A 19,268-nucleotide genomic window follows, 5' to 3' on the forward strand; every position below is an offset into this window, starting at 1 on the left:
TCGCGTCGACTCGCGACAATATCCGCGCGCGCTGTTTGTCCTTGGACACTGTCGGTAAGCAAAAAGGCGGCGATCTTTCAAATCGCCGCCTTTGCTTTTTCTCACGATGACAGTAATGCCCCTCAACCATCCCGCTGCGAGCTACGCGCCGGGTTCGGCCGCCCGCGTATCGCCATATATCCCCACCAGACGTAGCCCGAAAAGCCGTACAGAACGAAGAGGCAAAACAGCATGACCGGCGGATCTGACGACACCAGCACGAACGCCACCACGACGAGCAACACGCCCGCGAATGGCACGCGATACCGCACATCCAGCGCCTTGCCGCTGTAGAACGGCGCGTTCGATACCATCGTCACGCCCGCATAGACAGTAAGTGCAAAGGCCACCCACGGCAGCCACACGAGCTTGAGTGGCACGCGGTTATCGGTCGCGAGCCACACGAAGCCCGCGATCAACGCAGCCGCGGCCGGACTCGGCAAGCCCTGGAAATAGCGCTTGTCGACCACGCCCACGTTCGTATTGAAGCGCGCAAGCCGCAACGCCGCGCCGGAGCAGTACACGAAGGCCGCGAGCCAGCCCCAGCGGCCGAGATCCTTCAAAACCCATTCATACATGACGAGCGCCGGCGCGACCCCGAACGACACCATGTCCGAAAGGCTGTCGAACTGCTCGCCGAACGCGCTCTGCGTGTGCGTCATGCGCGCGACGCGTCCGTCCATGCCATCGAGCACCATCGCGACGAAAATGGCGATGGCCGCGATCTCGAAGCGAACGTTCATCGCCTGGACGACAGCGAAGAAGCCGCAAAAGAGCGCCGCCGTGGTGAACGCGTTAGGCAGGAGATAAATGCCGCGTTTGCGCAGGAACTGCTGCCGCTTGGCGCGCCGCGTTTCCACGGCGCCGACGTCCTGCGCGGCCTTGTTGCGCCGGAAGGCGCGCGGAGTCGCGCCGTTCATACGGTTACGGCGCGGTTTGAATGCCGCCATCGAAACCCCCGGCGTTATTCCGCGAACTCGGCGAGGATCGTCGACGATGCGGACACTTTCTCGCCAATCGAGACACGCGGACGGCTACCAATCGGCAGATACACGTCGACGCGCGAACCGAAACGAATGAAGCCATAGCGCTGACCGCGCGTGAGCGGCTCGCCCACATGCACGTAGCAGAGAATACGTCGTGCGATGAGGCCCGCGATCTGCACCGACGTCACGGTATGACCGCTCGCCGTCTGCAAGACGATGGCATTGCGCTCGTTCTCCGTCGATGCCTTCTCGACCGCCGCATTCAGATACGCGCCCGGGAAGTACTGAACCTTGCTGATGGCGCCATCGACCGGCGAACGCTGCGAATGCACGTTGAAAACGTTCATGAACACGCTGATCTTGAGCGCCTCACGGCCCGCATACGGATCATGCGCAGTTTCGACCGCGACGATGCGCCCGTCGGCCGGACACAGCACGGCGTTGGCCTGCGCGGGAATGGGACGCGGCGGGTCGCGAAAAAACTGGACGACGAAGATCACGATCAGCCAGAAAATCCAGGCGAAGCCGAAGCCGCCGAGCGCCTGCACGAGAATCGCAACGACGGCCGCGATGGCGATGAACGGCCAGCCTTCGCGGGCAATGATCGGATGAGGATAGTTCATGAACGAGTTCGATGTTTTATTAAAACCGTAGGATAGCAAAAGCCGCCCGGAGCACAGGGCATCCGGACGGCTTTAGTTTCAGCAAGAAACGTGCTGCAAACATCGATCTCCACGCATGCGGAGAAAATGGCGCAAGCAGCAGGCCCCTCGGAAACGCGGTCTATCTCCACGCAAACGGAGAAGGGGCAAGTTACGAACCCCTCGAAGCGAGACTTAGTTCTTCGACTGATCGACCAGCTTGTTCTTCGCGATCCACGGCATCATGGCGCGCAGCTTCTCGCCGACCTGCTCGATCTGATGCTCGGCCGTCAGACGGCGACGCGATTGCAGCGTCGGCGCGCCAGCGCGGTTTTCGATGATGAAGCTCTTCGCGTATTCGCCGGTCTGGATGTCTTTCAGCACGGCCTTCATCGCCTTCTTCGTCTCTTCCGTGACGATGCGCGGACCCGTCACGTACTCGCCATACTCGGCGTTGTTCGAGATCGAGTAGTTCATGTTGGCGATACCGCCTTCATAGATCAGGTCGACGATCAGCTTCAGCTCGTGCAGGCACTCGAAGTACGCCATTTCCGGCGCGTAGCCCGCTTCCACCAGCGTTTCGAAGCCAGCCTTGATCAGGTCCACCGTGCCGCCGCACAGCACGGCCTGCTCGCCGAACAGGTCGGTTTCGGTTTCTTCGCGGAAGTTCGTTTCGATGATGCCGGCACGTCCGCCGCCGTTGGCCGCCGCATACGACAGCGCCACGTCGCGGGCCGAACCCGACTTGTCTTGTGCCACCGCGATCAGGTGCGGCACACCGCCGCCTTGCTGATACGTGTTGCGCACGGTGTGGCCCGGCGCCTTCGGCGCGATCATGATGACGTCCAGATCCGCGCGCGGGATCACCTGGCCGTAATGCACGTTGAAGCCGTGCGCGAACGCCAGCGCCGCGCCTTCCTTGGCATTGGCGTGGACTTCGTTCTTGTAGACTTCGGCGATTTGCTCGTCGGGCAGCAGCATCATGACGACATCCGCGCCCTTCACGGCTTCGGCCACTTCCTTGACCTTCAGGCCCGCGTTCTCGGCCTTGCTCCACGAAGCACCGCCTTTACGCAGGCCGACCGTCACGTTCACGCCGCTTTCCTTCAGGTTCAGCGCGTGCGCATGGCCTTGCGAGCCATAACCGATGATGGTGACTTGCTTGCCCTTGATGAGGGAGAGGTCGGCGTCTTTGTCGTAGAAAACTTTCATGGTGGTTCCTTGAGGTCTGTCTCCGCGCAGGCAGAGAAAACTAGTCGAAATGAGTGTAGGTTTAAACCTTCAGAATGCGCTCGCCCCGGCCGATGCCGGAACTGCCCGTGCGAACCGTTTCCAGAATGGCCGTGGCGTCGAGCCCCTGAATGAACGCGTCGAGTTTGTCGGATGCGCCTGTCAGTTCCATCGTGTAGGTCTTTTCGGTCACGTCGATGATGCGGCCACGGAAGATATCCGCCATGCGCTTCATCTCTTCGCGTTCCTTGCCGACCGCTCTTACCTTGATGAGCATCAGCTCGCGCTCGATGTGGGCGCCCTCTGTCAGGTCGACCACTTTCACCACCTCGATCAGGCGGTTCAGGTGCTTCGTGATCTGTTCGATCACGTCGTCCGAGCCAATCGAGACGATGGTCAGCCGCGACAGCGAACTGTCTTCGGTCGGCGCCACCGTCAGCGTTTCAATGTTGTAGCCGCGCGCGGAAAAGAGCCCGACGACACGCGATAACGCGCCCGGTTCGTTTTCCAGCAGTACGGAGATGATGTGTTTCATGTCTTTTCCCGAGGTTTATCCAGTTGGCGTCTGCTTCGAAAAACCCGTGCGCGGCGCTCGTCCTTTGTGAAGACGGGTGCGCCCGGGCCTCGCGAGTCAAAGCCGCGTTATAGATCTTCCGAGCCGAGCAGCATTTCCGTGATGCCCTTGCCTGCTTGCACCATGGGAAATACGTTTTCGGTGGGATCGGTCTGGAAGTCGAGAAATACGGTGCGATCTTTCAGGCGCAGCGCTTCCTTCAGCGCCGGCTCGACGTCCGCGGTCTTTTCGACGCGAATGCCGACATGCCCATACGCTTCGGCGAGCTTCACGAAGTCAGGCAGCGCGTCCATGTAGGAACTGGAATAGCGCTTCTTGTATTCGATCTGCTGCCACTGGCGCACCATGCCGAGATAGCGGTTGTTGAGCGAGATGATCTTGACGGGCGTGTTGTACTGCTTGCACGTCGAGAGCTCCTGAATGCACATCTGGATGGAGCCTTCGCCCGTGATGCAGACCACTTCCTCGTCGGGAAAGGCCATCTTCACGCCCATGGCTGCCGGCAAGCCGAAGCCCATGGTGCCGAGACCGCCCGAGTTGATCCAGCGGCGCGGCTTGTTGAACGGATAGAACTGCGCGGCCCACATCTGATGCTGACCGACATCCGAACAGACGAAGGCGTTGCCGTCGGTCAGTTCATGCAGCTTCTGGACGACATATTGCGGCTTGATGATCTCGCTTTTGCGGTCGTAAGCGAGGCAGTCTTTCGAGCGCCAGCCTTCGATCTGGTCCCACCACGACTTGAGCGCCTGCGTGTCAGGGCCGTGTTCCGCCGTCTGCAACTGCTCGATCAACTCCTTCAGCACTTCCTTCACGTCGCCGACGATGGGAATGTCCACCTTCACGCGCTTGGAAATGGACGAAGGATCGATGTCGATGTGGATGATCTTGCGCGGCGACGATGCGAAGTGCGCCGGGTCGCCGATCACGCGGTCGTCGAAGCGCGCGCCAATGGCGATCAGCACGTCGCAGTTCTGCATGGCCATGTTGGCTTCGTACGTGCCATGCATGCCGAGCATGCCGAGGAATTTCTTGTCGCTCGCGCGGTAACCGCCCAGACCCATCAGCGTGTTGGTGACCGGATAGCCCAGCAAATCGGCGAATTGGTTCAGTTCGCGCGATGCATCCGCGAGGATGATGCCGCCGCCGGTATAGATATACGGGCGCTTGGCCGAAAGCAGCAGTTGCACCGCCTTGCGGATCTGGCCGGAGTGGCCCTTCGTCACCGGGTTATACGAACGCAGCGACACGCTCTTCAGCGGTTCGTACTTGCACGGCGCCTTCGACACGTCCTTCGGAATGTCGATCAGCACCGGACCGGGACGACCCGTGCGGGCAATGTAGAACGCTTTCTTGACGGTGGCGGCGAGATCGCGCACGTCCTTCACGAGAAAGTTGTGCTTGACGCAGGGCCGCGTGATGCCGACGGTGTCGCACTCCTGGAACGCGTCGAGGCCGATGGCCGCGGTCGGAACCTGCCCGCTGATGATGACGAGCGGAATGGAATCCATATAGGCCGTGGCAATACCCGTCACCGCATTGGTGACGCCGGGGCCGGAAGTCACGAGGCACACGCCCACGTTGCCGGTCGAGCGCGCATAGGCGTCGGCGGCGTGTACGGCGGCCTGTTCGTGGCGCACGAGAATGTGCTGGATCTGGTCCTGCTTGTACAGCTCGTCGTAGATGTAGAGTACCGAGCCGCCGGGATAGCCCCAAATGAACTCGACCTTCTCGTCAGCGAGCGCGCGCATGAGCACGGTGCCGCCGATGGAGTCAGCTTCGTGAGGGGGAGTCGTATCCGACGTGGAGAATTCCGCGCTGGGCATGTTCATTCATCACCTTTCGAATTTTCGGCAAAAAATTGATCGGGTGCTCTCTGCCGGGCTTGTGGCTCGGGTTCAAGCGGCGCGTCTTGAATTGACTGGCGTGCTTCTTGGGCTCGCCTCAAAGCAGACATTTCACTTTATGATGCGAGTCGGAAAATGTAGCCCGGCGCGCGCAACGGGTCAAGAAAAAAGTTTCGGAAATCTCCGATCCGACGCTTTTCGGAAAAAGCTCAGATTTAGCACAACGTTTGACGCTTGGAGCAGCGAGTACGTAAATCGGGCAACAAATCGTCCCAAATCCTCCCGGCGTGGCGAAAATTTGCTAGCATCCGCAGGTTTTCCTAGAACCCACGATCCCTTTCGACGCAAATTCGTTGCGCCGGGCTCCCAACGGATGGCATCAGACAAGGAACTTGCCGATTTCCTGGCGGGCGTCGAACGACGCGCGTTCAAACAGACCGTGTACACCGTCCGCGACGACGACGCGGCGCTGGACATCGTGCAGGACGCCATGATCAAACTGGCGGAAAAATACGGTGACAAGCCGCCTTCCGAGCTTCCGCTGCTTTTCCAGCGTATCCTCCAGAATGCGACGCACGACTATTTCCGTCGCCAGAAGGTGCGGAACACGTGGGTCAGCCTCTTTTCGTCCTTCGGAAACGCGGACGACGACGAGTTCGACCCGCTCGAATCCTTCGAATCGCAAGACGGCGCACTCGGCAGCGAGAGCAGCGAGAACAAACTGGAACGCGAACAGGTACTCAACCTGATCGACGCGGAAATCCAGAAATTGCCGGCACGTCAACGAGAAGCCTTTCTCATGCGTTACTGGGAAGATATGGATGTCGCAGAGACGGCCGCCGCCATGGGCTGCTCCGAGGGCAGCGTCAAAACGCATTGTTCACGCGCCACGCACGCCCTCGCGCACGCCCTGAAAGCCAAAGGGATCACGCTATGAGTTCCGTTCTTGATTCAAAGGAAAACGAGTTCGCGCTGAAGGTAGTTCGCGCGCTGGACGAAAGTACATCGAATATTCCGGCCGCCGCGGTCGACCGGCTCGCCGAGGCGCGCCGGGCTGCTATCGCGCGCAAAAAGCCGGAGAAGGTCGCCATGACCGCGCCCGCGTTCACGCCGGCTTTGGCCGGAGCAGGCGCGAGCCTCTCGGCGGGCGGCGCGGGGCACGACGGCTCCGAGACGCGAGGGCCGAAGGGCCTGTTCGCGCGGCTCGGCGGCTTCGGCCTCGTGTGGCCGGTGTGCGCGCTGGCTATCGGTCTGGCTGGCATCGCTTACTGGGAAGATCAGGAGCGCCGTGCCGAACTCGCCGACATCGACGCGGCCATGCTCTCCGACAGCTTGCCGCTCGACGCCTATCTCGACCACGGCTTCAACGCATATTTGACGCGTAATCACTGACGCGTATTGTCGAATCTTTCAACTGACATCAGACCTGGCGGGGAGTTTTCGGGTGAGTTACAAGCGCGGTCTCGCGATTGTCTTTAGTTGCGCGATTGCGAGTCTGGTCGCATTCGCCGCGACTTATCCGCGCTTTTACCCAGCCACCGCCGCCTTGCTCTCGACCGCCGCCGCGCCCAACGGCGCAAGTTCGGGCGCCGATTCCGGCCTTTCGCTGTCGGCGCTCTCTTCCGGCAGTCCGCTCTCGTGGAATCGTCTCACCGAAGCGCAGCACGTCGCGCTCGCGCCGTTCTCCACGCAATGGGATTCCTTCAGCGAAGAGCGCAAGCAAAAGTGGCTGAAGATCGCATCGCGCTATCACCGCATGTCGCCTGAGGCGCAAAAGCGTCTGCATCAGCGCATGGAGGAATGGACGCGCATGACGCCGGACCAGCGCAAAGTCGCGCGCGAGAACTATCAGGTTTCAAAGTCCGTCGCGCCGGAGAATCGCGAAAAGGCGTGGGATGCTTACCAGAAGCTTTCCGAAGAGCAGAAGAAAAAGCTCGCCGCCACCGAGCGCACGCGCCGTCCCACGGTCGTCAGCGCGCCGCCGACCGGCAAGAGTGAAGTGAAGGACATCAACCGGCTCGTGGCCGCGCGCGAGCAAGGCCACGGCGCGGGACATGCCGAAGGCGGCTCCGGTGCGCCGGCTGCATCGCCTTCTTCCACCTCAACCGCCTCGCCCGCCACGCCCGCGATTCCCAACGCCGCGAGCGTCGTGCCGGCAACGCCGATTCCCGTCTCCCCGCAGCAAGCGCCTTCCATGTACAACGGCTCATGAGCGCGTCCGCTTCCACCACCACGCCTCTCTCGCCGCTCCACGCGCCCACGCTGCGCCGCCGGCTCGCGACGATGGTCTACGAAGGCGTCATCCTGTTCGGCGTGGTGTTCATCTCCGGATATTTGTTCAGCACACTCACTCAGCAGAAAAACGGCCTTACGCATCACAACTGGCTGATGACGTGGATCGGTCTCGTGCTCGCCGCGTATTTCGTGTGGTTCTGGACCCACGGCGGCCAGACGCTGCCAATGAAAACCTGGCGCCTCAAATTGGTCGACGCCCACGGTGAGCCCGTCACGCCTGGCCGGGCGCTCGCGCGCTATGCGCTCGCGTGGCTGTGGTTCCTGCCGCCGCTCGCGCTGCATCCGCTGCTCGGGCTCGCCGTGCCGCAGACGCTCGCCGTGTTCGCGGCCTGGATCGCGCTGTGGGCGGCCGCCGTCCGGCTCGATCCGGCGCGGCAGTTTCTGCACGATCGCCTGGCTGGCACGCGCATCATCACGGCGCCGGCTCCCTACAAGTAATAAGAACTTCTCGTGACTGTCACGGCTCGGTCACGGCCGCATGGCGCAATGCGCATATCGAAACCCGATACGCGAGCCCATGACCTTCCACTCGACCGTCACGCAGGCAATCGAAGCGTCTTCCGCTTATCGTTTTCGGAGCGCCGACCTGCGCGGCGCGACGCATGAAGCCGCCCTGCCGCTGCCGGCGAACCCGGGCGTCGACGACGACAGCGAATCCTCCAGCGCGCCTCAACGCTATCGCGCGATCTGGCTGTCGGACATCCATTTGGGCTCCGGCGGCTGCCAGGCACCCTATCTGCTCGATTTTCTGCGCCACAACGAGTCGGAGTATCTGTATCTCGTCGGCGACATCATCGATGGCTGGCAACTGAAGAAAGGCTGGTTCTGGCCGCAGGCGCACAACGACGTCATTCAGAAAATCCTGCGCAAGGCGCGCAAGGGCACGCAAGTCGTCTATATCCCCGGCAATCACGACGAAGCCGCGCGCCAGTACTGCGATCTCGCGTTCGGCGACATCCACGTGCGCGGCGAAGCCTTCCATACGACGCTCGCGGGCAAGCGTCTTTGGATCGTGCACGGCGATCTCTTCGACGGCGTGATCCAGCATGCGAAATGGCTCGCCTATCTCGGCGACACCGCCTACACGATGATTCTGCTGCTCAACCGCTGGTTCAATCGCGTACGCACGAAGCTCGGCTTCGACTACTGGTCGCTTTCGCAGTATCTCAAGCATCAGGTCAAAAACGCGGTCAACTTCATTTCGCAGTTCGAACGGGTCATGACCGACGAAGCTCGCCGCCGCGGCTGCGATGGCGTGGTGTGCGGGCATATCCACAAGGCCGAGATACGCGATATCGACGGCATTCTCTATTGCAACGACGGCGACTGGGTGGAGAGCCTCTCCGCGCTCGTCGAGACCCAAGACGGCGAACTGAAGATCGTCTACTGGACCGTCATGCACTCCCCGGAAGCGCAACCGAACCGCGTGCGCGCCACCGTCTGAACCGCATCCTCACCCGAGCCGAAATCCGATGAAAATCATGATCGTCACCGATGCATGGGAGCCGCAGGTCAATGGCGTCGTGCGCACGCTTACGCAGACGAGCCGCGAACTCACGGGCCTCGGGCATCGCGTGGAATTGCTCACGCCGCTCGAGTTCAAAACCATTCCGTGTCCGACTTATCCCGAGATTCGCCTATCATTGATGCCGGGCCGGCACGTGGCGAAGCGTATCGACGAATTCGCGCCGGACGCGCTGCATATCGCGACCGAAGGCCCGCTCGGCATGTCGGCGCGTGCCTATGCGCTGCGTCACAAACTGCCGTTCACGACCGCTTATCACACGCGTTTTCCCGAGTACGTGAAAGCGCGCTTCGGTATTCCGCTCGCCATGACTTATCGGTTTCTGCACTGGTTTCATCGGCATTCGCAGGCGGTGATGGCGCCTACTCCGGTCGTCAAGCACGACCTGGAACAGTACGGCTTCACCAACGTCGTGCTGTGGACGCGTGGCGTCGATCTGGACATCTTTCATCCGATGGACTCTAAGGTGCTCAACACCGCGCGGCCCATCTTTCTGTACGTCGGGCGCGTGGCCGTGGAAAAGAACGTGGAAGCGTTTCTGAAGCTCGATCTGCCCGGCTCGAAGTGGGTCGCGGGCGAAGGACCGGCGCTCGCGGAACTGAAGTCGCGCTATACGAACGTCAACTATCTCGGCGTGCTCTCGCAGACGGAACTGGCGGAGGTCTACGCCGCCGCCGATGTCTTCGTGTTCCCGAGCCGCACCGATACCTTCGGCCTCGTGCTGCTCGAAGCGATGGCTTGCGGCACGCCGGTCGCCGCGTATCCGGTCACGGGTCCCATCGACGTGCTAGGTGAACACGGTCCCGGCGCGCTCCATGAAGATCTGCACGAAGCCTGTCTGCAAGCGCTCAAGATCGAACGCGCCGATGCCCGCGCGTGGGCCGAGCGTTTCTCGTGGCGCGCGGCCTCCGAGCAGTTCGCCTCGCATTTGCGCCAGGTCGAACCGCGCGCGCCGAGCACCGACCGGGCGGCCGCATGACGCGAAAGAGGCTCGCCGAGCAACGCGCCGAAGCGCACGCCCGTGCGGCGCCTCGTCCGCTCGAGTCCAAGCGCGATGGCGACGTCGAAGCCAATGAGGAAAACGAACCGCTAGGTCCCGACGATCCGCTCGCGCCGCTCCCCTTCAACCCGTATAAGGGCAATCGCGGCTTCACGCGCGCCTGGCACGCGATGAAGAACTCGCTCAACGGTTTTCGCGTCGCCATTCGCGAGGAAAGCGCGTTTCGTCAGGAGCTCACGCTCGCCGCGATTCTTCTGCCATGCAGTCTTTTCGTGCCGGTGGCGCCCGTCGAGCGCGCGGCGCTGATCGCATCCGTGCTGCTCGTGCTGATCGTCGAATTGCTCAATTCGAGCGTGGAAGCGGCTATCGACCGCATCTCGCTCGAACGTCACGAACTCTCGAAGCGCGCGAAGGATTTCGGCAGCGCGGCCGTGATGGTCGCGCTCGGCGTTTGCCTCATTACGTGGGCGCTGATTCTCTGGCCGGTCGTGTCGAATTGGCTCGCTCGTATCCCATAAAAGATGAATGTCACCTGAAACGCAGCACTGTCGCGCCGAACGACCGGTTTATAATCGTCCGACATTCTCAAAAATAGCAACGGAAACCGGTCGCGCGAACGTTTTGGAGTTTCGAGCGCCGCCACCGGAAGCCAAGGTCGGACGACATGGAAGCCAAACCTCCCCGCCGTACCCGCGAACGGATTCTCGAGCTGTCGCTGAAGTTGTTCAACGATATCGGCGAGCCGAACGTCACCACCACGACGATCGCCGAGGAAATGGAAATTAGTCCAGGTAATCTGTACTACCATTTCCGGAACAAAGACGACATCATCAACAGCATCTTCGCGCAGTTCGAGCAGCAGATTCAGAAGCGCCTGAAGTTCCCGGACGATCATCGTCCGACCATAGATGAAATGTGGTCGTACTTACAGTACATGGCCGATTTCCTGTGGGCGTATCGCTTTCTCTATCGCGATCTGAACGATCTGCTCGCGCGCAATCGCACGCTCGAAACGCACTTCAAGCAGATCATCACGCACAAGGTGCGCTTTGCCAGCCAGCTATGCGAAGCGCTCGTCGCCGATCAAGAAATGGTCGCGACGCCTGCGGAGATCGAGGTCATCGCGACCAACATGGGCGTGATCTCGACCTACTGGCTTTCGTATCAGTACGTCATGAACCCGCGCAAGTACAACGATCAGGAAGCGATCCGCACGGAGTTGCATCAGGCGAGTCTGCATATCATTTCGATCATGGCGCCGTATCTTCGCGGACGATCGCGCCAGCTCTTCGACGACCTCGTGTCCGGTAAACTGCCGAAGCGCCAGTACGCCGACTTCCTGCCGCCGCGCGAGGAAGCGCCGCCGGGCGCGCCGAAGAACGTAACACCGAAGGATTCCCGATAATGAAGGCTGTTTGTGTCTATTGCGGCTCCGCGAGCGGAGCCCGCCCTGTGTATGCCGAAGCGGCCAAGGCGTTCGGCCGCGCGCTCGTCGAGGCCAACCTTTCGCTCGTGTATGGCGGCGGCCGCGTCGGTTTGATGGGCCTGATCGCCGATGAAGTGCTCGCCGCCGGCGGACGCGCAATCGGCGTCATTCCAGAGTTGCTGCTTGCGAAGGAAGTGGGCCATACGGACCTCACGGAACTGATCGTCGTGCCCGACATGCACGAGCGCAAGAAGCGCATGGCCGATCTCGCGGACGCGTTCGTCGCGATGCCCGGTGGCGTCGGCACTTTCGAGGAATTTTTCGAAGTGTTCACGTGGGCGCAGCTTGGTTATCATCAGAAGCCTGTTGGCCTGCTGGACGTAAACGGCTATTACGACCCGCTCATGGCCATGTTGCGCCATACCGTCGACGAAGGCTTCATGCGCGAGCAGTATCTAGAGCTCATACAGATTGCGCGCGAGCCCGGCGAGATGATCACGAAGCTGCAGCACTACACGCCGCGCACGCTCGACAAGTGGAACGAAAAGCGCGACGCGGTTTGATCCATCCCTAACGGTCGACACGATGTCCAAAGTCATCCTGATTACGGGCGCGAGCCGCGGCATCGGCCGCTCGGCAGCGCTGCTCGCGGGCGCGCGCGGCTGGTCGGTCGGCGTGAACTATGCGAATAACGCCAGTGCCGCCGATGAAACCGTCGCCGCGGTGCAAGCCGCTGGCGGCAAGGCGATCGCCATTCAGGGCGACGTGTGCGAAGAGGCGGCGATCGTCGCGATGTTCGATGCCACCGAGAAGGCGTTCGGCAAGCTCGATGGCGTGGTGAATAACGCGGGCATCGTCGCGCCTGGCTCCATGCTCGCGGACATGGATATCGAGCGCATGAAACGTATTTTCGATACCAATGTGCTCGGCGCGTTTCTTTGCGCTCGTGAAGCGGCGCGGCGGCTTTCCACTTCGCGTGGTGGCAAGGGCGGGTCGCTCGTGAATGTTTCTTCGGCGGCCGCCAGATTGGGCGGCCCGGGGGAGTATGTCGATTATGCGGCTTCCAAAGGGGCTATCGATACACTCACCATCGGGCTTTCCAAAGAGCTCGGGCGCGAAGGGGTAAGGGTCAATGCCATTCGGCCAGGTCTCATCGAGACGGAGATTCACGCTAGTGGTGGTAAGCCCGATCGGGCTCAGGTGCTGGGTGGGCAAACGCCTATCGGGCGCGCCGGGTCCGCCGATGAAGTCGGCGAGGCTATCGTCTGGCTGCTCTCCGACGCCGCTTCTTATGTCACCGGGGCTTTGATCGATGTCGCCGGTGGGCGGTGAGTGCTTTCTTTTTTTCTTTTGCTGCGTTTTGTTCAGTAGCCGCCTCCCCGGCGGAGGGGTAACTTTCTTTGCTGCTGCAAAGAAAGTCACCAAAGAAAGCAGCTTAGGAACCGGCTTCTGAAGCACAACTGGTTCCCCGCTATTTACCACAAACCCTTTGAGCACTTCCCCTTTCTCACGCTCGTAGTCGTTCGCAGCTGATGATTCTCTTCGAGCGCTTGCCCTGCAATGGGCCGTTGTCTGCGAATTTTTTTGTCACCTCTCCGCAGTTGATGACCTTCTTTGCGGCCCGCTGATCGAAGCCTTGTCTTTGCGCAGTTCTACTCGAGCACTCACATTGACTACCGGTCTTAATGCTCTTCGGACCTCCTAGCCACGCCTTTGTGACTCGCTGCGCGCAATCATCGGGTTCGCCTCCCTCTAAAAGCCGCCGCGTGTCGTCAGCCACGTTTCTTCGTCCTTCGTCGTCGGCCTGCCCAAAATTCGGTTGCGATGCGGAAAGCGCCCGAATCGTTCGATGACTTCCGCATGCTTCATCGCCGATTCATGGAAGCTCGTCACGCCCTCTTCTTTCTCTAATTTCCCAAACAATTCAACCGCGCGAAGCTGGCTCTCCATCGTCTCGTCATGCTCGAATGGCATATACGCAAACGCACGATGGTATGCATCGGCCAAGCGCAAATCATCGCCGGAATCGACCAGCGCTTTCGCCAACGCCAACGCACGCTCGTCGCCCGCAAACGCGCGCGGCGTATGCCGATAACAATTGCGCGAAAACTGGTCGAGCAGCACGATCAGCGCAAGCGCACCCGAAGGCGTGCGCTCCCATTCACGCAAACCGCCCGACAGCGCTTCTTCGAGCACCGCGCCGAAACGCTCGCTGATCTGCGCATCGAAGGCAGGCTTCTTTTTCCACCACAGCTTGCGTTCCGTCCCGGCCTCAGGCGAGCCGACCGCGCCGAACCAGAATTCGAGTATCGCGCTCGCGCGCGGATCGAGTGCTTCCGCTCGCGCGTTCAAACCAGCTCCAGCACCAGTCGCCGCGTGCGCGCGCTCTTCTTCTCCAGCTTCGCAATCCGCAAGCCGCCGATCTCGCCCGTATTACGCACATGTGTGCCGCCGCATGGCTGCAAATCCACGTTCTCGATGCGCAACAGGCGCACGCGGCCAAGGCCCATCGGCGGCTTTACGCTCATCGTGCGGACGAGTTCAGGGCGCGCGGTCATCTCGTCGTCGGTGATCCATTCGGTATTCACGTCGTGCGCGCCGCCGATCAGTTCCGCCAGACGCGCTTCCACGCGCTCACGTTCGATAGGCTCGACCGTCGCGAAGTCGAGGCGCGCATAGTCTCTCGTGATGCTGCATCCATCCACCGGATACGGCAGTACCGCGCACATCAGATGACTCGCCGTATGCAGCCGCATATGCCGATACCGCCGCTCCCAGTCGATCTCCGCGCTCACTCTGTCGCCAACCTTCAAAAGCGAAAGCGCTTCTTCCTGGCCGGGCGCGGGCACATGCACGGCGTCGTCGGGCGTGGCGCCTTCGAACTTCGCCTTGCGCGTGTCGGCGATGACGATCTTCGTGCCGTCGGCAAGCGTCAGCGTGCCCGCATCGCCGGCCTGGCCGCCGCCGAGCGGATAAAACACGGTTTGATCGAGGTGGATGCCCATTTCGTCGATAGCCGTGACGCTCGCCTCGCACTGCGTGCGATAAGCGTCCTCGCGAAAGAGTGCGCGTGTGCTCATGTCTTGTCCTTGCGATGTTTCGTGGGGCGGCAAAAAGCCGTTCCGCAGATCATGCCGCACGCGCCGCTGCCTTGGACCGATACAAAAGCGCGCGAATCAGCCGGGCCGGTTGCGCATCCAGTCGGCGGTATCGAAGAAAGAGGTGAGAAGGCGCTCGCGCAAAGGCTCGTCGAGGCCGATGTCCTGCATCGCCCACGCCATGCAGCGCAACCATTGATCGCGCTCGGCCGTTGCAATGGCGAACGGCATATGCCGCGCCCGCAAACGCGGATGGCCGAAGCGGCTGATGTAGTGATCCGGTCTGCCCATCCAGCCGCACAGGAACCAGAAGGTCTTGTCGCGGGAGTTGTCGAGTGTCGGCGGATGCAGCGCGCGCAAGCCCGCGAATTCGGGTTCGAGGTCCATCAGATCGTAAAAGCGATCGACCATCGCGCGCAGACGTTCCTCGCCGCCGATCAGTTCGAACGGCGTGGGCTTTTGGACTTCATCGTCGGAAGGTTGGGAATTGACTTCGCTCATTGCTTTTGGACAACAGAAAACTCAGGCGTCGCGCAGCGATTGCAAGGCCGGACGCGCCAGCACGCGCCGCAGGCTCATCCAGCCGCCGAGCGCCGCGCAAGCAACGCCCGCGACGATGCCAACCGGCACGAGCCACGGGTTGAACTCGATATGAAACTCGAACACGCGCGATGCAAGCACGTAACCGATGCCCTGCGCACCGAGCGCCGCCATCAGGCCGGACAACGCGCCGACCGCGACGAACTCGGCGACCTGCACCGAACGAATCTGCCGATGCGATGCGCCCAAAGCCCGCAACAGAGCCGACTCGCGCATGCGTTCGTCGCGCGTGCCGGCAAGCGCCGCATAGAGCACCAGCACGCCGGCCGCGAGCGTGAAGATGAACAGGAACTGCACCGCGCCGATCACCTGGTCGAGCGTTCGCTGAATCTGCGCGAGGATCGGCGCGGTATCGATGGCGGTCACGTTCGGATAGGCGGCGACGAGGCCGTCGATGGTGCGCGCCTGTTCCGGCGGCAGATGAAAACTCGTGATGAACGTCGCGGGAAGGTCGGCCAGCGTCTCGGGCGGCATCAGCACGAAAAAGTTGACCTTGAACGAATTCCAGTCGACCTTGCGCACGCTCGTCACCGGCGCCTCGACCGGCATGCCGGCGACATCGAAACGCAGCGTGTCGCCCATCTTCACGCGAATAGTTTTCGCGATGCCCTCTTCTATCGACACCGCCGGCTGCGCGTTCTTGCCGAACCACGTGCCCTGCGTCACGCGGTTATCGCCCGGCAATTCGGTGGTGTAGGAGAGATTGAATTCGCGATCGACGAGCCGTTTTGCATCCGGCTTGTCGTAGCTGTCCGGATTCACCGCCTTGCCATTGATGGCGACGAGACGCGCGCGCACCATCGGCGAGAGCGCGGCATCGGGTTGGCCATGCCCATGCAGATACGCGAGCACGCCTTCGCGCTGATCCGGCTGGATGTCGATGAGAAACTCGTTGGGCGCATCCGGCGGCGTGGCGGCGCGCCAGCCCTTGATGAGGTCGTCGCGCGTCATCGCTATCAGCAACAAACACATGAGGCCGATGCCGAGCGCCGTGATCTGCAACGCGCTCGCGCCGCTGCGCCGTTCGAGCGACGCCAGCGCATAACGCCAGCCCACGCCCGCGCGGCTCTTTTCCCGCCGCACGAAGCGCGCCGCCGCCCACAACGCCGCGCGCGCGATCACGCCGAAGATCAGGAGGCCGGCCGCGAATCCGCCCGCGACGATGCCGCCGAGCTTCAACTCGCCCGCCGCGACGATGAGCAACGCCGCGAACAGCACGACGCCGACGCCGTAGGCCGCATAAGCGACGCGCTTTGCATCGCCGAGTTCACGGCGGATCACATGCACAGGCGGCACGCGCGTGAGCGGCAAAAGCGGCGGCAGGGCGAAGCCGAGCAGCAGCACGAGGCCCATCGCAATGCCTTGCAGCGCGGGCCAGACGGAGGGCTGCGGCAAATCGACATCGACGAGCGAGCCCAGCCAGTTCAGCAGCACGAGATGGCCGCCGAAACCGAGCACGACGCCAAGCGCGCTGCCGATCACGCCGATCGCCAGGAATTCGTTCAGAAACAACGCGCGCAGCGTGCGCTGACTGACGCCCAGGCAACGCATGGTGGCGCAGCCGTCGAGATGCCGCCGCGCAAAACGATGCGCGGCCATGGCGATGGCTACCGCCGCGAGCATCGCCGTCAGCAGCGAAACGAGCGTGAGAAAGTGGCTCGCGCGATCGATGGTCTGCCGCACTTGCGGCTGCCCGTCCGACAGCGATTCGAGTCCGACGCCGCGCAATTTGCCGCCGTCGGTCTTATCGCGGGCGAATTGCGCGAAGCGCTCGATCTGCGCATCCGGTCCCGCGACCAGCAAGCGGTAAGTCACGCGGCTGCCGTAGCCGAGCAATCCCGTGGCGGCGATTTCATCGGCGCGCATCATGAGGCGCGGCGAGAAGTTGACGAAGGAAAAGCCGCGATCCATCTCGCGCGTGATGATGCCCGCCACCTTGAACGTGCGCGTGCCGACCTTCACCGTGCCGCCGGGCTGCGTTTTCAGCGCATCGAGCAGGGACGCATCGACCCAGACGGTGCCGGGCGCGGGAATGCCGTTGACGGGCGCGTCGGGCTTGCCGGGCGCCGACGCGATACGCAGCGCGCCACGCAGCGGATAACCTTGCGTCACGCCCTTGATCGCCGCGAGCCGCGAGGCGGGCTGCGCCGCGGTCGAGCTGATCATGCTCGGGAAGATCGTGGTCCCGGCGGTTTCGAGGCCGAGCGACCTGGCTTGGTCGGTGAACATCGCATCGACGGGATGATCCGAGCGCACGACGAAGTCCGCCGCGATCATCTGACGGCCGTCGCGCACGAGCCCTTGACGCATGCGGTCGGAGAGAAAACCGACGCTCGACAGCGCCGCCACCGCCAGCACCAGCGCGAGCAGCAGCATGGTGAGTTCGCCCGCGCGCCAGTCACGCGCGGTCATGCGCCACGCCTGACGCGCGGTCTGCAGAAAATCGAGCCGGACGGGAGGATGCGTGCGGTCGGCTTTGAGCGCGGCCTTGGAGGGAGTGGAGTCGTTGCGCGCCGCGGTGCTCAATCGTGCTTGCTCCGCAGGCTCGTGATCGACGTTTGCGGCGCGCCGCTGCCGGGCAGCATGTGCTTGGCCATGCGCGATATGCCGCCGTGCACGCCGCGCACGAGGCGCGGCAGCGCCCAACCGGCGATGACCAGGAACGCAATCAGCATGACGAGGAACAGCACCGGCACGAAGAGCGCGAGCGTGATGCCAAGCAGCACGCCGATGTCTTCCGTCGCGGATGCCGCCCAGTTCGACACCGGTTCGGGCGAGAGATTGATCAGCGCGCGCGTGCCCGCCTTGGCGAAATGCGAGGCGCCGGCAAGCGTTCCGCCCGCCAACGCCGCGATGGTGAGCATGGCCGGATCGGCATGACCGAGCGTGCCGGCGGCAAGCACGGCGCCCGCCGGAATGCGGATGAACGTGTGAATGGCGTCCCACAGCGAATCAAGCGCGGGAATCTTGTCGGCGAGAAATTCGACGACGGCGAGCACCGCCGCCACGCCGATCACCCACGGCGAACCGAGCACCGCGAGCGAATCAGGAAGATGGATGAGACCGATGCGTTCAAACAGACCCGCGATGAAGACCGTGAGATACAGGCGCAACCCGCTCGCCCATGACAGGCCCGCAGCGAGCGAAAGTGACTCAAGCATTGCCGCCTCCTTGTTGCGCCAGCAACCCGGCCAACCGTGTGCGCCGGTCTGAACGTCGCTTCTTTCCGGCCCGGATGCCGGAAGAAGCCGCCCATATCAACGAGGATATCGAAAAAAGCCTCGTGACGCAGGCGGAAAGATAAAACGGTGCGGCTCGCCGAGTGGTGTTATCTGCAATCGGAGATTGCTGAAAATCGGAAATGCCTTCAGACCATTATATCCATGCAAAATGAAGCGGTGCAGCAATGCATCCGGCGAATGCCGCCCGAAGTGCGCTGCCGCTCGCACCGGCGACCATTGCGGTGGCGCCGGTGCAACAGCGCGTCAATGTCCGGACGAGAGCTTGAGTCCGATGAGCCCCGCGACGATCAGCGCCGCGCTGCCGATACGCGCCGCCGTCAACGCCTCGCCCAAAAACACGATGCCGAAAATAAACGCGCCGACCGCGCCGATTCCCGTCCAAACAGCGTAAGCGGTGCCAAGCGGCAACTGGCGCATGGCCATGGCAAGCAAGACGAAGCTGCCGATGGCCGTCACCAGCGTGAACACCGACGGCCAGAGCCGCGTAAAGCCTTCCGATGACTTGAGCCCGGCGGCCCATGCCACTTCGAGCAAACCGGCGATAAAAAGAAGAATCCAGGACATGAGGTGACTTCCTCGAAGGAACGGGGCCGTCCCCGGTAACAAGAAGCGCGCGCGGTCGTCCACGCGGCGAAAGCAGACCGTAATTATACCGATTTGGTGCAGCAAGGCTTCTCGCTCCTCGTGCCGAGCGATGTAAAACCGTGTATTAATGGAGCGCGCGCCACCAGTGTGCGACCGTGCACCCTTCGCCCCGCCCTTTAC

At 62.2% G+C, this 19,268-nt stretch carries 21 protein-coding genes; 10 read left to right on the forward strand and 11 right to left on the reverse strand.

The features are described from left to right. Window positions 1–122: 122 nt before the first annotated feature. The 5 genes from pssA to NCT03_RS09310 form a co-directional block, all read right to left on the reverse strand. On the reverse strand, window positions 123–989 hold the full coding sequence (gene pssA, locus NCT03_RS09290; RefSeq protein ID WP_244825623.1) for a CDP-diacylglycerol--serine O-phosphatidyltransferase: 867 nt from the start codon (window positions 987–989) through the stop codon (window positions 123–125). Window positions 990–1,003: 14 nt separating this feature from the next. Further along, entirely contained in the window at window positions 1,004–1,648 is a 645-nt protein-coding gene (locus NCT03_RS09295) for a phosphatidylserine decarboxylase (RefSeq protein WP_244825625.1), read from the reverse strand. Window positions 1,649–1,861: 213 nt separating this feature from the next. Continuing rightward, window positions 1,862–2,878, reverse strand: coding sequence for a ketol-acid reductoisomerase (gene ilvC, locus NCT03_RS09300; protein WP_244825627.1), 1,017 nt, complete (start codon window positions 2,876–2,878; stop codon window positions 1,862–1,864). A 61-nt stretch (window positions 2,879–2,939) separates the two neighbouring features. After that, window positions 2,940–3,431: an acetolactate synthase small subunit gene (gene ilvN / locus NCT03_RS09305; RefSeq protein WP_035939651.1), complete on the reverse strand. Its 492-nt coding sequence runs from the start codon at window positions 3,429–3,431 to the stop codon at window positions 2,940–2,942. 107 nt (window positions 3,432–3,538) lie between these two features. Next, window positions 3,539–5,302, reverse strand: coding sequence for an acetolactate synthase 3 catalytic subunit (locus tag NCT03_RS09310; RefSeq protein WP_244825629.1), 1,764 nt, complete (start codon window positions 5,300–5,302; stop codon window positions 3,539–3,541). Window positions 5,303–5,690: 388 nt separating this feature from the next. Between NCT03_RS09310 and NCT03_RS09315 the strand changes: the two genes are divergently transcribed. The 10 genes from NCT03_RS09315 to NCT03_RS09360 all read left to right on the forward strand — a co-directional run bounded on the left by NCT03_RS09315 (window position 5,691) and on the right by NCT03_RS09360 (window position 12,895). Next, window positions 5,691–6,254: an RNA polymerase sigma factor gene (locus NCT03_RS09315; protein ID WP_244825631.1), complete on the forward strand. Its 564-nt coding sequence runs from the start codon at window positions 5,691–5,693 to the stop codon at window positions 6,252–6,254. Continuing rightward, a complete protein-coding gene (locus NCT03_RS09320; RefSeq protein WP_250492577.1) occupies window positions 6,251–6,709 on the forward strand; it encodes a DUF3619 family protein in 459 nt (152 codons plus the stop codon). Before NCT03_RS09315 ends, NCT03_RS09320 begins: the two co-directional genes overlap by 4 nt. Window positions 6,710–6,761: 52 nt before the next feature. After that, a complete protein-coding gene (locus NCT03_RS09325; RefSeq protein WP_244825634.1) occupies window positions 6,762–7,529 on the forward strand; it encodes a DUF3106 domain-containing protein in 768 nt (255 codons plus the stop codon). Then, window positions 7,526–8,050 (forward strand): RDD family protein, encoded by a 525-nt coding sequence (locus tag NCT03_RS09330; RefSeq protein WP_250492578.1) that lies wholly within the window; start codon window positions 7,526–7,528, stop codon window positions 8,048–8,050. Before NCT03_RS09325 ends, NCT03_RS09330 begins: the two co-directional genes overlap by 4 nt. Window positions 8,051–8,129: 79 nt before the next feature. Continuing rightward, window positions 8,130–9,056: a UDP-2,3-diacylglucosamine diphosphatase gene (locus NCT03_RS09335; protein ID WP_250492579.1), complete on the forward strand. Its 927-nt coding sequence runs from the start codon at window positions 8,130–8,132 to the stop codon at window positions 9,054–9,056. Window positions 9,057–9,084: 28 nt separating this feature from the next. Beyond that, entirely contained in the window at window positions 9,085–10,116 is a 1,032-nt protein-coding gene (locus NCT03_RS09340; RefSeq protein ID WP_250492580.1) for a glycosyltransferase family 4 protein, read from the forward strand. Next, on the forward strand, window positions 10,113–10,655 hold the full coding sequence (locus tag NCT03_RS09345; RefSeq protein ID WP_244825638.1) for a diacylglycerol kinase: 543 nt from the start codon (window positions 10,113–10,115) through the stop codon (window positions 10,653–10,655). The genes NCT03_RS09340 and NCT03_RS09345 overlap by 4 nt, the downstream gene beginning before the upstream one ends. Window positions 10,656–10,801: 146 nt before the next feature. Continuing rightward, complete coding sequence (locus tag NCT03_RS09350; RefSeq protein WP_244825640.1) at window positions 10,802–11,542, forward strand: TetR/AcrR family transcriptional regulator; 741 nt, start codon at window positions 10,802–10,804, stop codon at window positions 11,540–11,542. Next, window positions 11,542–12,126, forward strand: a complete 585-nt coding sequence (locus tag NCT03_RS09355) for an LOG family protein (protein WP_244825642.1) — start codon at window positions 11,542–11,544, stop codon at window positions 12,124–12,126. Before NCT03_RS09350 ends, NCT03_RS09355 begins: the two co-directional genes overlap by 1 nt. Before the next feature lie 22 nt (window positions 12,127–12,148). Beyond that, on the forward strand, window positions 12,149–12,895 hold the full coding sequence (locus NCT03_RS09360; RefSeq protein WP_250492581.1) for an SDR family oxidoreductase: 747 nt from the start codon (window positions 12,149–12,151) through the stop codon (window positions 12,893–12,895). 420 nt (window positions 12,896–13,315) lie between these two features. On the opposite strand, the gene NCT03_RS09365 is transcribed toward NCT03_RS09360, so the two are convergent. The 6 genes from NCT03_RS09365 to sugE all read right to left on the reverse strand — a co-directional run bounded on the left by NCT03_RS09365 (window position 13,316) and on the right by sugE (window position 19,067). Continuing rightward, complete coding sequence (locus NCT03_RS09365) at window positions 13,316–13,915, reverse strand: DUF924 family protein (RefSeq protein WP_250492582.1); 600 nt, start codon at window positions 13,913–13,915, stop codon at window positions 13,316–13,318. After that, on the reverse strand, window positions 13,912–14,643 hold the full coding sequence (locus tag NCT03_RS09370) for an alanyl-tRNA editing protein (RefSeq protein ID WP_244825647.1): 732 nt from the start codon (window positions 14,641–14,643) through the stop codon (window positions 13,912–13,914). The genes NCT03_RS09365 and NCT03_RS09370 overlap by 4 nt, the downstream gene beginning before the upstream one ends. A 96-nt stretch (window positions 14,644–14,739) precedes the next feature. After that, on the reverse strand, window positions 14,740–15,162 hold the full coding sequence (locus tag NCT03_RS09375) for a group II truncated hemoglobin (RefSeq protein ID WP_250492583.1): 423 nt from the start codon (window positions 15,160–15,162) through the stop codon (window positions 14,740–14,742). A 21-nt stretch (window positions 15,163–15,183) separates the two neighbouring features. Then, window positions 15,184–17,673, reverse strand: a complete 2,490-nt coding sequence (locus NCT03_RS09380; RefSeq protein WP_244828072.1) for an ABC transporter permease — start codon at window positions 17,671–17,673, stop codon at window positions 15,184–15,186. Window positions 17,674–17,783: 110 nt separating this feature from the next. Continuing rightward, window positions 17,784–18,422 carry a DUF4126 domain-containing protein gene (locus tag NCT03_RS09385; protein WP_244825650.1) on the reverse strand — a complete coding sequence of 213 codons (639 nt, stop codon included), beginning with the start codon at window positions 18,420–18,422 and terminating at the stop codon, window positions 17,784–17,786. Window positions 18,423–18,746: 324 nt separating this feature from the next. Further along, entirely contained in the window at window positions 18,747–19,067 is a 321-nt protein-coding gene (sugE, locus tag NCT03_RS09390; protein WP_250465203.1) for a quaternary ammonium compound efflux SMR transporter SugE, read from the reverse strand. Window positions 19,068–19,268 lie beyond the last annotated feature (201 nt).

The sequence above is a fragment of the Caballeronia sp. GAWG1-1 genome (assembly GCF_023631465.1).
GTDB lineage: Bacteria > Pseudomonadota > Gammaproteobacteria > Burkholderiales > Burkholderiaceae > Caballeronia.

Bases quoted from the DNA above. Each gene is read 5' to 3' on its own strand.
- NCT03_RS09380 (WP_244828072.1), bottom strand. From the start codon at position 17,673: ATGACCGCGCGTGACTGGCGCGCGGGCGAACTCACCATGCTGCTGCTC.
- NCT03_RS09345 (WP_244825638.1), top strand. From the start codon at position 10,113: ATGACGCGAAAGAGGCTCGCCGAGCAACGCGCCGAAGCGCACGCCCGT.
- NCT03_RS09310 (WP_244825629.1), bottom strand. From the start codon at position 5,302: ATGAACATGCCCAGCGCGGAATTCTCCACGTCGGATACGACTCCCCCT.
- NCT03_RS09335 (WP_250492579.1), top strand. From the start codon at position 8,130: ATGACCTTCCACTCGACCGTCACGCAGGCAATCGAAGCGTCTTCCGCT.
- NCT03_RS09350 (WP_244825640.1), top strand. From the start codon at position 10,802: ATGGAAGCCAAACCTCCCCGCCGTACCCGCGAACGGATTCTCGAGCTG.
- sugE (WP_250465203.1), bottom strand. From the start codon at position 19,067: ATGTCCTGGATTCTTCTTTTTATCGCCGGTTTGCTCGAAGTGGCATGG.
- ilvN (WP_035939651.1), bottom strand. From the start codon at position 3,431: ATGAAACACATCATCTCCGTACTGCTGGAAAACGAACCGGGCGCGTTA.
- ilvC (WP_244825627.1), bottom strand. From the start codon at position 2,878: ATGAAAGTTTTCTACGACAAAGACGCCGACCTCTCCCTCATCAAGGGC.
- NCT03_RS09355 (WP_244825642.1), top strand. From the start codon at position 11,542: ATGAAGGCTGTTTGTGTCTATTGCGGCTCCGCGAGCGGAGCCCGCCCT.
- NCT03_RS09330 (WP_250492578.1), top strand. From the start codon at position 7,526: ATGAGCGCGTCCGCTTCCACCACCACGCCTCTCTCGCCGCTCCACGCG.
- NCT03_RS09385 (WP_244825650.1), bottom strand. From the start codon at position 18,422: ATGCTTGAGTCACTTTCGCTCGCTGCGGGCCTGTCATGGGCGAGCGGG.
- NCT03_RS09370 (WP_244825647.1), bottom strand. From the start codon at position 14,643: ATGAGCACACGCGCACTCTTTCGCGAGGACGCTTATCGCACGCAGTGC.
- NCT03_RS09295 (WP_244825625.1), bottom strand. From the start codon at position 1,648: ATGAACTATCCTCATCCGATCATTGCCCGCGAAGGCTGGCCGTTCATC.
- NCT03_RS09320 (WP_250492577.1), top strand. From the start codon at position 6,251: ATGAGTTCCGTTCTTGATTCAAAGGAAAACGAGTTCGCGCTGAAGGTA.
- NCT03_RS09315 (WP_244825631.1), top strand. From the start codon at position 5,691: ATGGCATCAGACAAGGAACTTGCCGATTTCCTGGCGGGCGTCGAACGA.
- NCT03_RS09360 (WP_250492581.1), top strand. From the start codon at position 12,149: ATGTCCAAAGTCATCCTGATTACGGGCGCGAGCCGCGGCATCGGCCGC.
- NCT03_RS09375 (WP_250492583.1), bottom strand. From the start codon at position 15,162: ATGAGCGAAGTCAATTCCCAACCTTCCGACGATGAAGTCCAAAAGCCC.
- NCT03_RS09340 (WP_250492580.1), top strand. From the start codon at position 9,085: ATGAAAATCATGATCGTCACCGATGCATGGGAGCCGCAGGTCAATGGC.
- pssA (WP_244825623.1), bottom strand. From the start codon at position 989: ATGGCGGCATTCAAACCGCGCCGTAACCGTATGAACGGCGCGACTCCG.